The following is a 14,839-nucleotide window of genomic DNA, read 5'->3' on the forward strand; positions in this document are numbered from 1 at the left end:
CCTGCGGCAGTAGTTGCTGTGGCTGAGGTAGCAATCGTACCTAAATTATCATTCTTAGCTATTAAGTCGTTTTTAACTTCTACTATGGCAGTTGCAGTATCGCAGTTTGCTGGAGTTATATTTAAGCCCGTAACTAAATCTGCTTCACATAATTGATATGTAACATTATAAACTCCTGATGGGGTGTTTGCCGCTACTGTTATGTTTCCATTTGCATCTACACTTAATGAACCATTTGTAACAGGAGTTACATTGGTATTAACTGGGGTTACTGCTACTCCATTTATCTTATCATTAGCTGTTACGTTTACTGGAACAACAACCGGTGTATTTAGACTTACAACTGTAACCAATGGATCATTTACTGCATCTATTACATTTTTAGGAATAGGTATACTCGTTGAGGAGTTATTACCTAATGAAGGGTCTACTTCAGTTCCTGTCACAGTAGCTGTATTTGCATAACTCCCCGTAGCTTTAACCGTTGCTACAATATTTAATGTTTCTATAGCTCCATTTGCTAATGTACCAATAGTCCAAACTCCCGTACTTGAATTATACGTTCCTACAGAAGGTAAACTACCAACAAAAGTATATCCCGATGGAAGTAAATCATTTACGGTAACTCCCGTTGCAGTACTTGGTCCTGCATTAGTCACTGTTAGTGTAAAAGTTACATTACTACCTACATTTGGTGTAGCATTACTTACTGTTTTTGTTATCCCTAAATTTGAATTAGGGGTAAAATATCCAAAATCATGTGTTAAATTTGACTCTGATATAAACAATGCTTCTGTTTGTATATTACCTCCTGTAGTTGAGATAGCACTTCCTCCGATAACATTTCCTGTATCAGTTACTCTTATAATATAATCACCTGGAAGCAAACCATTTACAGTATAAAAACCCCCTACTCCAGTAGTAACAGTCGTTAATAAAAGATCTGTTCCATCAACAACTCCATTCTTATTTATATCATCATGAATATTAATTGTTACTCCTGCTATTCCTACGTCTACACCATCAAAAACACCATTATTATTATAATCTCTGTAAACTCTATCTCCTATAACAGCATCTGCAGCAACACATCCACCTGCATCAAATGGAGATCCTATATCAGAAATCCCATCAGATGTAGTATTTACTTCTGTTCCTGAGATAGTATGAGTAGCTGGATCATATTGTCTAACTCTATCTCCAACTAGCCATAAATTATTCAGATGATCTTGAGCTATTTGAGATATATAAGTATTACTTCCTGATACTGTAGTAGAAGCTGCTGTATTGGTACCGAAGACGTAAGTTGTTGGTATTGTATACTCAAAAACTTGACCACTAGAAGTTCTAACTATTAGATTTCCTATAACAGCAAAATCTCCCATAGAATCCGCTTCGTCAATCTGGATTACAGGTATAGCATTAACTAATGTCAAACCATCAGCTGACATCGTACATCTATAAATTACTGTATCAGCATTAGCCGTCCCTGTAAGGGATTGTTCTATCGCCAAATATAAAAACCCTCCATCAAAAGCGGCTCCTCCAGAACCTACACCTGCTGTTCCTAATGTTATCCCTTGGGCTGTGACATTTGGAGATACTACAACATGCGTATTAGTAGCTATATTGTAAGCATACAAAGCAGCATTAGATACATTATTATTAGTATCGGTATAATACATTACTCTATTTGCCGCATCAGTAGCAAAAGAATTCATACCTGCCAATCCTACTCCACTTACAAAAGGACTAGTAGTTATAAAAGTAGACTTACCTGTTCTAATATTAACAGAATAAATATTATTGCTTACATTCATCAAAAAGCCTCCTTGTTGAAAACCAGTTCCACATTGCGAATATGACTTTTGAACAGGTAAAAAGAATAATGTGGTAAGACAAATTAGAAAAATTAAGCCTCTAAACTTAATTCTAAATGTTTTTGGTATTTTTTCGACCATATATTAAATTTTAAATTTTAGAATAAGGTTTTAAAAATATGTTTTTCACATATTATATTATTTAAAATATTATCTCTTTAATGTTTTAAAACAAACTCATTATTAAGATTAAAAAGACATAACTAAAAGTATATTGATCTTCAATAAAACTTTTACCTTCTTTATAAGGTTAAATACAACCTATAATACCCATAATCAACTAAAAAATTAATATCATCGAACATCTTATCAATAAAATCATAAGATTATTACTTCAAATTTATGACCCCATTTTTTAGTAAAATAATTCATTTTTAGAAATGAATTGTAAAATAATTACTCGAATTTTATTTCTTTATATCATATCATCTATTTTTTAATTATTATACACTAAAGCGGTTCTTAGTTAAGATACAACAAGTTTTTTACTGTATACTAAGAAGTTATTAAAATTATTATACTTTCTGATTAATATCCTTTATATTGATTTTATCTAACTTTAAAGAAGCCTTAATTGATAAACACTACACAAAGAGCAATAGAACGAAGATTAGAACATTTTCTCATCAACTATTAAATTAGGGGCAAAAAAAACTCTTATTTAGACTATTTTTAAAAGACAATAACACTTGAATAAGTTAGTTCTCTTTTTGATTGTACTTTACAGTCCCTGATAGGAATACATTTATTATGTATTAAGGTCTAATTTTTTAATGAAATAAATACGAATAAAAAAAACAGTTCTATCTCCTTACACATATAAATCAAAAAATGAGAAACTGTTTTTATAATCCTTTTCTCATTTTTTCTATAAGTACTTAATTAATAATTATTTTTTTAGATACTATCCTTTTGAGTTTATCTTGAATTTTGACAATATATGTTTGAGTTTGAATATGATCAACCGCTAATGTATATTTGGATTTTTCATTAGATTGTAAAGAGGCACATTTAATACTTTTTCCTGTGAGGTCTAACAAACATACCTCTTGCAAATCGTGTTCTTGTTTATTGTCTATAATAATAGATCTTTGTTCTTTGTTATAATAGACAATTAAATCTTGAGCCAACTTTATTTCATCCGTATTTAAAACTTCTGATTTTTTATCAAATACAATTTCATAAGTTTCGTAATCTTCCCCTTTTTTTACAAAAAACCCAACGGGATCCCCGTTTAAATCATAGTACTGATCCTCTTTTATATTGTGTAAGTATATTTTAGAATTCTCCATTCCTTCTTCTGATGCTTTTTGAATTCTAAAAACACAGTCTTGATCAGATACACATTTTAAAGAATATTTTGTATTTTCATTAAATGGTCTACAATCATGAATGAAGGATTCTTGATTAATTGTTAAATTTATATCTTTGCTGTATATTGAAGGTGATTTTGAATCGCCTCTATCAACGCCTACCTCACATCCGTTCATTAATACCAATGCTAATTCTTTAGTAGCAACTCCTTCGCAAAACGAAACTTTTAACTTAATGTTTGGATTAGCCACTCTTTCTTTTGTATAATCAACTCCTGCAACATTAGGAATTGGAGGATAAAAGGAATTGATATTTTTATTGTTGGTATTTCTTTCAAATTGTGAAGTTGTATTTACCACATTTTCCTTTACAAATACACGGTGGGAATTTTTTATAGTTAACTCACCATTAGCCTTTCCTCGAACCATAAATCCCTGACCAATAGGTGAAAAACGCCTTTTATAATCATGCCCAGGGGAACTGTAAATAGCCCCTTTATTACCCGCAGAATCATAGGTATAAAAAACAGCAGGAGTATAAACACTTGTAGTTGCGTTATACACCCCATATCCTCCCCTGTACTCACCTAAATAATGTGAATTTACTGTTTTATCGTGTTCCCAAAACAACGCGGTTCCATCTGAAAAAGGAACGTTCGCAGGATCATTAAGAAATAAGTTTAAATCTATTGCGCTAGGATATGGATTACCTGTTAAAGTTAGTTTTCCGTCTGCTATTGGCACTTTTATATCACCAGAATTCGGTTTTCCTCTAAAATCATAACGCTGATTACTTCCTGAATTATTCTGAGTTAGCCCTGTCATAGGAATCATATTATCGGTTCCCATTGTACCTTTCATTGAAAAGCCTTCTCCTGCTTTTATATCAATAGCATCTCCTTTGAATACCCATCCACTATATACACTAGACTCTTGATAGGTATGTATCCATCTTTTAGCAATTGTCAAACCTCCGTTTGTTGAAACACCATCGAGTCCTGAAGTTATAACGACATCTGACTTTCCTAACGAAGTAAGAGGCAACTTTAATCTACTAATTCCAAATTTAGAATTACCTGTTGTTGAACTAGGTTCACCTACAGGAGAACACCAATAGTTGTATTGAAAATTATTTACCGTTCCTTCTTGAAAAACAGAAAGATTACCCAAACCTACATTAGTAGAAGTTCCTGAAGATGTTTGCATCAGTTGTCCTTCCTTTCTCAAAAAGAAATTTCCTTCAGAACTAGCTAAATTTACATTTCCTTGAACTGTTACAAGTACGTCTTGTACAAAGAAATATTTATTAGGATCTCCTCCTACATATAATTGCGAATAGTTTTTACTAGATAAAAAAAATAAAAAATAAAAAAGAAAAATAGTTTTTTTTCTCATAACATACATATTTAAGCACTATAACCCAAAGCATCTAATCTAAATATCATCCTATTTTTTTCTATAGGAATGATACAACTATAAAAAAAATGCCATAATACTAAGGACACTTTTACTACACCCAACACTCAGACCTAAAGGAGGAGTCGCATTAAAAGGAACTGGAGGGGCGTTTTTAAGGTCTACAAAAAGCTTCATGTGATTCTTTTTAAACAAATTACATTGTAAAAGTAATTCTTTTTTTATTTTTTTCTTTTCTTTTTTACTAGAAAATTTTCTACATAAAAAAATCTATACAGAATATATTCTATTGGAAATAAAACAAAATTAAAATCAACTTAAACTGGATTTTTCATTTACTAAATTTATTTATTTTCTTACAATCCCTCAGTAAAACCATAGACAACACTATCTATAAAAAAAACTAATATATACTCGTTTTACCATAAATAAAATCTAATTTACCCTAAATAAATTAAAGCATAGGTTTTTATCCTAAAATAATCTTTTAAATTGAATGATTAACACCCTAAAACTATTTTACAAAATATTTTCTGTAAAATAATTCAACAATTCAACGTTATTAGTTAAATCCAATTTACCTAGAATTCTTTTACGTAAAGTTGATATGGTCGATTCTTTTATATCTAAATGATAAACCATTTCTTTATTTCCCATGCCACTTAACATACATTCTAATATATCGAGTTCTCTTTCCGTAAGTGTTTCAAGTCTTTTTACCTTTTCTTCATTTAAGGGTGAACTTACAAAGCCTCCTGTATTAAAAACCGTTTCGAGTGTATGTATAAAAGCAGATGCTTCTGACTGTTTGGTTAGAATAGCATTTACTTCTTTCTTTAAGATATTAAATTCTTTGAACGATAATCCACTTGTAAAAACAACAATCTTTGCTTGAGCTGACTTTGCTCTGATTTCAGAAATTTTTTGAGTTAAATTAGCATCTGCGTAGTTTACATCTAACAACAATACATCATACTGATTTTGTTCTATTGCTTCTAAAACCTGTTGAATTGAATTAGCATAAGAAAATGTTGCTTTTTCAAATGCAGGTCTCACCAATACTTCTATCCCACGACATACTACTGCATGATCATCTGCAATCAAAACTTTCTTTTCTCCTTTTATATTCATTATTTATTAAAATTCAGATTAAACTTAATTTGGCTTCCTTTATTTAATTCGCTTTCAACAGAAATTGTGCCATTACTTGCTTTTATGATATTTTTACACAAATACAATCCCAATCCGAGACTTAAAGCATCAACAGACTTATTATTTTTACTCTGATACTCTAAATCGAATATTTTTTCTTTATCTTCTTTCGAAATCCCTATTCCATCATCTTTCACTGTAAAAGAAAAAGATTGTATGTCTTCGTTTTTTTCCAATTTAGCTATAATTTCTATTTTTGATTTTGCAAACTTTACTGCATTACCAACTATATTATATACCAATTGGTAGAACTTAGCTTTATCGTATTGTACAATACAACTAGCAGGCAATTCATTTTTAAATATTAAATCAATATTTTTTGAAGAAGCAAAAATCTTTAATGAATTAACAATTGCTGTGGTTTCTTCTGACATATTAACGGGTTCCAATTTCAACTTGGTTTCTCCTTCATTATTTTTCACTAATTCTAATGCTTGATTCGATATATGTGTTAATGTATTAGAAGTATAGACTACCGTGTCAAAAAATTCTTGCAATTCGATATCTTTATTTTTATTCCCCATAAACGCCCCATATAAATTAATAATACTAACAGGGGTTTTTATTTCATGGGTTAATGTTGAAATAATACGATTTTTCAAAAATAAATCTTTTGTTATTTGATCTTTTGCTTCTGATAATTTTCTTTTAACTCTAAATACGTCTGTTATATATTTCAATAATACAAACAACATCAGTACTATTAGAACCATAACAGTTATAATTAAATAGAATCGTACTTTTTTATTTACTTTAGCTTGTTCATCTATTTTTACTGAATTATCATCTAATACATCATCTATCATTAGCTTCAATTTATCATTTATCTGACGGTAAGCAGAAACTAGTGCTTGATTTTTTTGAACTAAGTTTTTTTCTCCTTTTTTAATATTCGTTAAACTTCTACTAATAGCTCCAAATTGTTTATTATAATGTTTCTGTGACTCTAATAAAACATTTTTAAACTGCTGTTTTATATCTCCTGAAACTACTTTTTTCCCAAACTTAAGACGAAGTATGCTATTAATTTGTTCTTTCTGTACATCATTTTGTCCCTTTAAAGCACTTCCTAATCTTGAAAATAAGCCTTTTTTCTTTACACTGTCTACTTTTTTATCCGTTTCAAATTCAACACTATTTAAGACATCTTCAAATTTATAATTACTTGGTTTCAAAAACTCGTCTAAGTTAAGTTGTTGAGAAATTGTTGATCGGTCATTAATTATCGAATCTGTTTTTTGCTTTAAATTTATTAAATTTTCATTAAGAGTCACATTCTTTCTTATCTTATCCTTTAGTTTTATACTTTGATTTTGATCTGTAATAAGATCATTCAAATGTTTAGCCATTAAAACAAGGCTTTCATTATATTTTTTAAGATCTGGTAATTCTCTAAAAAGTATATATTTATTAAAATACGATTGAGTTCCTTCAATCAAATCAGAAAGCTTTTGTGCTTTATCTTTAAATTCTCTATCAACTTTATCTTGTTGTGTAATTACTAATAATTGTTTTTCTCCTTTATATTCTAAAAACACCAGATAGAAAAAGAGTATTTGCAATAAAAGTATTACAATAAGGCTTAAGTAAGATTTATTTTGAAGCTTATTCATGTTTATTTATTAATTTTGCAGACTTACAGGCTTTTTTAACAAAAATTTACGATTTACCTTTTTTAGAAAAGCAAGTTTTTTACATTTATTTAACGCAAAAATACTTAATTTTTTCTTTTAACAATGAGTTTCAACACTGAAATACAACGCCGAAGAACTTTTGGAATTATATCGCACCCCGATGCTGGGAAGACCACTTTAACTGAAAAACTCTTACTTTTTGGAGGAGCTATTCAAGAAGCGGGAGCTGTAAAAAGTAATAAAATAAAAAAAGGAGCTACTTCTGACTTTATGGAAATTGAACGTCAAAGAGGTATTTCCGTGGCTACTTCGGTTCTAGCCTTTAATTATAAAAACAAAAAAATCAACATTCTTGACACACCTGGTCACAAAGATTTTGCAGAAGATACATTTAGAACTTTAACAGCCGTTGATAGTGTTATCGTTGTAGTAGACGTAGCAAAAGGGGTTGAGGAGCAAACTGAAAAACTGGTAGAGGTTTGTCGTATGCGCAACATTCCTATGATCGTTTTTATTAATAAATTAGACCGTGAAGGGAAGGATGCTTTTGACTTAATGGATGAAGTAGAAAAAAAATTAGGTCTTCATGTTACACCTCTCAGCTTTCCTATTGGCATGGGATATGATTTTCAAGGAATTTATAATATTTGGGAAAAGAACATTAATTTATTTGAAGGCGATAGCCGAAAAAACATTGAAGAAACAATTGCTTTTGAAAATGTTAACAATCCCGAATTAGAAAAGATAATAGGCGAAAAGGCCGCTCTTAAATTAAGAGAAGAATTAGAGCTTATTGAAGAAGTATACCCTTCTTTTGATCGTGAAGCCTACTTAAAAGGCCATTTACAACCTGTGTTCTTTGGTTCTGCATTAAATAATTTTGGTGTTCGCGAACTCCTCGATTGTTTTATTGAAATTGCCCCTTCTCCCAGACCTAAACATTCTGATACTCGAGAAGTTAAACCAGACGAAAATAAGTTTTCAGGATTCGTTTTTAAAATACATGCTAATATGGATCCGAAACACAGAGATCGTTTGGCATTCATCAAAATTGTTTCAGGAACATTTGAACGCAACAAACCTTATTTACATGTTCGTCATGGTAAAAACTTAAAATTTTCTAGTCCAAATGCTTTTTTTGCTGAGAAAAAAGAAATTGTTGACATATCATATCCTGGGGATATCGTAGGCTTGCATGATACGGGCAATTTTAAGATTGGTGATACTCTTACAGAGGGCGAACAAATGAATTTCAAAGGAATTCCTAGCTTTTCTCCTCTTCATTTTCGTTATATAAACAACGCTGATCCCTTAAAAGCAAAACAATTAGAAAAAGGAATTGACCAATTAATGGATGAGGGGGTTGCACAGTTATTTACACTTGAAATGAATGGAAGAAAAGTAATTGGTACTGTAGGAGCTCTTCAGTATGAGGTCATACAATATAGATTAGAGCACGAATACGGAGCTAAATGTACCTATGAAAACTTTCCTGTTTTTAAAGCCTGTTGGATTCAACCAGATGATCCTAAAAACGAAGAATTTGCAGAATTTAAGCGTATTAAGCAAAAATTCTTAGCAAAAGATAAATATGGTCAAATGGTTTTCTTAGCGGATTCAGATTTTTCAATTCAAATGACTCAACAAAAATACCCAAGTGTTAAATTACATTTTACGTCAGAATTTGAATAGAAAAACCAATATAGAATAAGACTATCCTAAAATAGGAACTCTTTTTCTGAGAATTGTGTCTACTAAGGCACATTCATAACAACATAAACACTTGCTTATCAATAAAATAAGTCTTATTTTAGAAGAACCAAACCCCGAAAAAACTCAAAAAGAGTCAAAAACGGGGTTTTTCTTTAAATGCTATGGCAAAAATACAACGTTTAAGCGAATTTCAGTACCAATTGCCTGTTAGGGGCAAACAATTAAAATATACAAATACATTAAATATAAAAAAATCGAAAACCCCAATAAACACAAGGCTTAACAACAAATGAAGTCTTTTTTTATACCCGAAATAAAATGTACAAAAACTACCATTTACTACCATTTAATTATCAAAAAACTACCATATAACCCTTATATACTACCTATATTCGGCTTACTTCTGAATCTGCCTCCAAATTTTTTTTAGGACAGCCTCTTTTTAAAATCGGATCTTTTATCTCAAATATAAATTATTATCATTACGCCTTCCCTGTTGGACCAAAATTCAAAGGAATCTGAGGATGCTCTCCCTCCTTAATATCTCCATGTGCTTTTTCAAATCTGTGAATATTTTCGATTAGAGCTTGTGCTAGACGCTTAGCATGTTCAGGAGTTAATACAATTCTTGACTTTACTTTTGCTTTTGGCATACCTGGCATAATATTAATAAAATCGACTACAAACTCGGTATCAGAATGATTGATTATGGCTAGGTTAGAATAAGTTCCTTCAGCAATTGTCTCATCTAATTCTATATTTATCTGTCCCTCTTGCTCTTGATTAAGATTACTCATTATATTTTTATTTAAATGTTACGTAGTATTATTAGAACAATAATAGTAAAAAAATCCAAGAGTTCACAAGGTTCGGATTTATATTTTGTAGAATACTCTAATTATTAGAAATTACATTCTTCTTTAAAACCTATTAATCATTTTATAGTTGTTTCTCATAAATACAATACTAAAAAAAATATTTCATCTATTTCCAATACCTGTTTCTCTTAATTTGGATTCATTAGAATCTAGAAATAATTCTTATTATTCTAAAAACAATAAGTATTGCTACTATTGCAACCATTTGTCTTGTACTGATTCCTCCATAATTATCCTCAGAAGAACCTCTTTGATAAATTGGCTCAGGAATATTTATTCCCTTTAATGCTTCATCAATTTCAGATTTAGAATACCCCATGGAAATTAAATTTTGAATAATCCCTTTTTCTGAAAAACCATTTTCAATTTGCCTTTCTATTTCAGAAGTTATATTTTTATTTTGTTTCATTCTATTTGTACGTTTATAGATTAAATGCAAAAAGCTGCCCGTTTGGACAGCTTTAATTTTATTTCTAAAATATTAGAAATTATATTCTTCTTTGGTAATCATTAATTCATCATATTCTTCTCTAGAACCAACAATTGTATTATCATAATCTCTCATACCTGTACCGGCTGGGATTCTATGACCTACAATTACATTCTCTTTAAGACCTTCTAAAGTATCAATTTTTCCAGCTACGGCTGCTTCATTTAATACTTTTGTTGTTTCTTGGAATGAAGCTGCTGAAATAAATGATTTAGTTTGTAACGAAGCTCTTGTAATACCTTGAAGAATTGGTGTAGCCGTTGCTGTAATTACATCACGAGCTACAACTAAATCTTTATCTTCACGTTTTAACAATGAGTTTTCATCACGTAACTCTCTTGGAGTAACAATTTGACCCGGTTTTAAATTAACTGAATCACCTGCATCTTCCACTACTTTCATACCATATAATTTATCATTCTCTTCGATAAAATCTTTTGTATGAATTAATTGTTCCTCTAAAAACAAAGTATCTCCTGGATCATTTACTTGTACTTTACGCATCATTTGACGGATAACAACCTCAAAGTGTTTATCGTTGATTTTTACCCCTTGTAAACGATAAACTTCTTGAATTTCATTTACCAAATACTGTTGCACAGCTGATGGTCCTTTAATTCTTAGAATATCGTCTGGTGTAATTGCTCCATCAGATAATGGCATACCCGCTCTTACAAAGTCGTTTTCTTGTACTAAGATTTGATTAGAAAGTTTTACTAAATATTTCTTTATTTCACCAAACTTAGATTCGATTACGATTTCACGGTTCCCTCTTTTAATCTTACCGAATGATACCACACCATCAATTTCAGACACCACTGCTGGGTTGGAAGGGTTACGAGCTTCTAATAACTCCGTAATTCTTGGTAAACCTCCTGTAATATCGCCTGCTTTAGACGAACGACGTGGGATTTTTACTAATACTTTACCTGACTTAATTTTTTCTCCATCTTCAACCATTAAGTGAGCTCCTACTGGTAAGTTATAAGAACGAATTAGCTCGCCATCTTTTCCATAAATATGTAAAGTTGGAATTAATTTCTTATTTCTTGCTTCAGAAATTACTTTTTCTTGGAAACCTGTTTGTTCATCAATTTCAACTAAATAAGATTGCCCTTGTTCTAAATCTTCGTAACCTACTTTACCTGTAAATTCCGAGATGATTACTCCGTTATATGGATCCCATTTACAAATTATATTTCCTTTATCTACTATTTGACCATCTTTTACAAAGATGCTCGAACCATAAGGAATATTGTGAGTACTTAGTAAAATACCTGTGTTTTCATCTACTAATTTTAACTCAGTAGAACGAGAAATTACGATATCTACTTCTTCTCCATCTGCATCTTCCCCTTTAACTGTTTTTAAATCTTCGATTTCTAAACGTCCAGGGAATTTAGCAATAATGCTAGATTCTTCTGAAATACCTCCAGCAACCCCTCCAACGTGGAACGTACGAAGTGTTAACTGTGTACCTGGCTCACCAATTGACTGTGCTGCAATTACACCTACTGCTTCACCTTTTTGAGTCATTTTACCTGTAGCTAAGTTACGACCGTAACATTTAGCACAAATTCCTTTCGTTGCTTCACAAGTTAAAGGAGAACGTACTTCTACTGCTTCAATTGGAGAAGCTTCAATTTCTCTAACAATTGCTTCTGTGATTTCCTCACCAGCAGCTACTAAAACTTCAGAAGTTAAAGGATTTACTACATCTTGTAACGCAACACGTCCTAAGATACGTTCCCCTAGACTTTCTACTATATCTTCATTTTTCTTTAAAGCAGTTACTTCAACTCCTCTTAATGTACCACAATCTACTTGATTTACGATTACATCTTGAGCAACATCATGTAAACGACGCGTTAAGTACCCCGCATCCGCCGTTTTTAACGCCGTATCCGCAAGCCCTTTACGAGCACCGTGCGTAGAGATGAAGTATTCTAAGATTGAAAGACCTTCTTTAAAGTTCGATAAGATCGGGTTCTCGATAATTTCACCACCACCAGCGGTTGATTTTTTCGGCTTAGCCATCAAACCACGCATACCTGTTAACTGACGAATCTGTTCTTTTGAACCACGGGCTCCAGAATCAAGCATCATGTATACCGAGTTGAAACCTTGTTGGTCCTCACGGATATTTTTCATAGCCGCCTCCGTTAATTGAGCATTTGCTGAAGTCCAAATATCAATCACCTGATTGTAACGCTCATTATTTGTGATAAGACCCATGTTATAGTTCATAGAGATAACCTCTACTTGCTCCCTAGCCTCTGCAATTAATGATTGTTTTTGATCTGGAATTTTAATATCCCCTAAAGAGAATGACAATCCTCCTTTGAATGCAAATCCATACCCCATATCCTTCATATTATCTAAGAAGGCTGCTGTTGTAGGTACATTCGTAACTGCTAGAATTTTTCCAATAATATCACGAAGTGATTTTTTAGTTAATACTTCATTGATATAACCAGCTTCTTCAGGTACTACTTCGTTGAATAATACTCTACCCGCAGTAGTTTGAATAATTTTATATACTAATTCTCCATTTTCATTGAAGTCTTTAGCTCTCACTTTGATACGAGCATTTAATTCTAATCTACCTTCATTTAAAGCTATATGTACTTCTTCAGCAGAATAGAAAGTTAAGCCCTCTCCTTTTATTGTTAATTCAGGAGTAGATAAACGCTCTTTAGTCATATAATACAAACCAAGAACCATGTCCTGAGATGGTACTGTTATAGGTGCACCATTAGCAGGGTTCAAGATGTTATGTGACGCTAACATCAATAGTTGTGCTTCAAGAATTGCTTCAGGTCCTAATGGTAGGTGAACCGCCATCTGGTCACCGTCGAAATCGGCGTTAAATGCTGTACATGTCAACGGGTGTAACTGAATTGCTTTCCCTTCAATTAACTTAGGCTGAAACGCCTGAATACCTAGTCTGTGAAGCGTAGGAGCACGGTTAAGCAATACGGGATGCCCTTTGATTACATTTTCTAAAATATCCCATACTACAGGCTCTTTTTTATCGATGATTTTCTTCGCCGATTTCACTGTTTTTACAATACCTCTTTCGATCAATTTACGAATTACGAAAGGCTTGTAAAGCTCAGCAGCCATATCTTTTGGCAAACCACACTCATACATTTTTAACTCAGGTCCAACAACAATTACGGAACGAGCTGAATAGTCAACACGTTTACCCAGTAAGTTTTGACGGAAACGTCCTTGTTTACCTTTTAACGAGTCAGATAATGATTTTAATGGTCTGTTTGATTCTGTTTTAACTGCAGAAGCTTTTCTTGTATTATCGAATAACGAATCAACCGCTTCTTGTAACATACGTTTTTCATTACGTAAGATCACTTCGGGTGCTTTGATTTCCATTAATCGTTTCAAACGATTGTTACGGATAATTACACGACGGTATAAGTCATTCAAGTCAGACGTTGCGAAACGCCCCCCATCTAGTGGTACTAACGGACGTAATTCAGGTGGGATCACTGGAATCACTTTAAGAATCATCCATTCAGGAAGGTTCTCACGATTTAAATTAGCCTCACGGAAAGACTCAACCACTTGAAGTCGTTTTAACGCTTCTGTTTTTCTTTGTTTAGATGTTTCATTGTTAGCTGCATGACGTAACTGATATGATAATGAATCTAAATCAACACGAGCCAATAAATCCATAATACACTCAGCCCCCATTTTAGCGATGAATTTATTAGGATCACTTTCATCTAAATATAAATTTTCTAACGGAAGAGAATCTAAAATATTTAAGTATTCTTCTTCTGTTAAGAAATCCATTGCTTGTAATGGCTCACCATCTGCATTTTTAGCAATACCAGGTTGAATTACTACATAACGCTCATAATAGATAATCATATCTAATTTCTTAGATGGTAATCCTAAAATATAACCGATTTTGTTTGGTAATGAACGGAAATACCATATATGAGCGATAGGCACCACTAAATTGATGTGTCCTACACGGTCACGACGTACTTTCTTTTCAGTAACTTCAACCCCACAACGGTCGCAAACGATTCCTTTGTAACGGATTCTTTTATATTTACCGCAAGCACACTCATAGTCTTTTACAGGACCAAAGATACGTTCACAGAATAGTCCGTCACGTTCTGGTTTGTGCGTACGATAATTGATAGTTTCTGGTTTTAATACCTCACCACGTGATTCCGCTAAAATAGATTCAGGAGAAGCCAAACCAATCGAGATCTGATTGAAACGTTTGATGGTATTTTTATCTTTATTTCTATTTGTTGTCATCTTTTTT

Annotated in this window: 8 protein-coding genes; 1 reads left to right on the forward strand and 7 read right to left on the reverse strand. The window is 32.0% G+C overall.

Translation table 11 applies throughout. The annotated features are described in order from the left end of the window. The 4 genes from B0A78_RS04925 to B0A78_RS04940 form a co-directional block, all read right to left on the reverse strand. A partial coding sequence (locus B0A78_RS04925; protein WP_123907265.1) for an SdrD B-like domain-containing protein occupies nucleotides 1-1,961 on the reverse strand: 1,961 nt, incomplete at its 3' end. Between the two features lie 797 nt (nucleotides 1,962-2,758). Further along, entirely contained in the window at nucleotides 2,759-4,588 is a 1,830-nt protein-coding gene (locus tag B0A78_RS04930; RefSeq protein ID WP_075348550.1) for a T9SS type A sorting domain-containing protein, read from the reverse strand. Between the two features lie 540 nt (nucleotides 4,589-5,128). After that, on the reverse strand, nucleotides 5,129-5,740 hold the full coding sequence (locus B0A78_RS04935; RefSeq protein WP_014166154.1) for a response regulator transcription factor: 612 nt from the start codon (nucleotides 5,738-5,740) through the stop codon (nucleotides 5,129-5,131). Then, nucleotides 5,740-7,434, reverse strand: a complete 1,695-nt coding sequence (locus tag B0A78_RS04940) for a sensor histidine kinase (protein WP_077225848.1) — start codon at nucleotides 7,432-7,434, stop codon at nucleotides 5,740-5,742. Before B0A78_RS04940 ends, B0A78_RS04935 begins: the two co-directional genes overlap by 1 nt. Before the next feature lie 123 nt (nucleotides 7,435-7,557). Here B0A78_RS04940 and B0A78_RS04945 point away from each other — a divergent pair, with 123 nt between their 5' ends. Further along, nucleotides 7,558-9,147: a peptide chain release factor 3 gene (locus B0A78_RS04945; RefSeq protein WP_014166156.1), complete on the forward strand. Its 1,590-nt coding sequence runs from the start codon at nucleotides 7,558-7,560 to the stop codon at nucleotides 9,145-9,147. 503 nt (nucleotides 9,148-9,650) lie between these two features. On the opposite strand, the gene B0A78_RS04950 is transcribed toward B0A78_RS04945, so the two are convergent. From B0A78_RS04950 to rpoC, 3 genes are all read right to left on the reverse strand, one after another. Further along, nucleotides 9,651-9,965 (reverse strand): DUF3467 domain-containing protein, encoded by a 315-nt coding sequence (locus B0A78_RS04950; RefSeq protein ID WP_014166157.1) that lies wholly within the window; start codon nucleotides 9,963-9,965, stop codon nucleotides 9,651-9,653. Between the two features lie 223 nt (nucleotides 9,966-10,188). Further along, nucleotides 10,189-10,455 carry a hypothetical protein gene (locus tag B0A78_RS04955; RefSeq protein ID WP_097609433.1) on the reverse strand — a complete coding sequence of 89 codons (267 nt, stop codon included), beginning with the start codon at nucleotides 10,453-10,455 and terminating at the stop codon, nucleotides 10,189-10,191. Between the two features lie 72 nt (nucleotides 10,456-10,527). Beyond that, complete coding sequence (gene rpoC / locus B0A78_RS04960) at nucleotides 10,528-14,832, reverse strand: DNA-directed RNA polymerase subunit beta' (RefSeq protein ID WP_041253501.1); 4,305 nt, start codon at nucleotides 14,830-14,832, stop codon at nucleotides 10,528-10,530. Nucleotides 14,833-14,839: the final 7 nt, after the last annotated feature.

The sequence above is a fragment of the Flavobacterium columnare NBRC 100251 = ATCC 23463 genome, assembly GCF_002530675.1.
GTDB lineage: Bacteria > Bacteroidota > Bacteroidia > Flavobacteriales > Flavobacteriaceae > Flavobacterium > Flavobacterium columnare.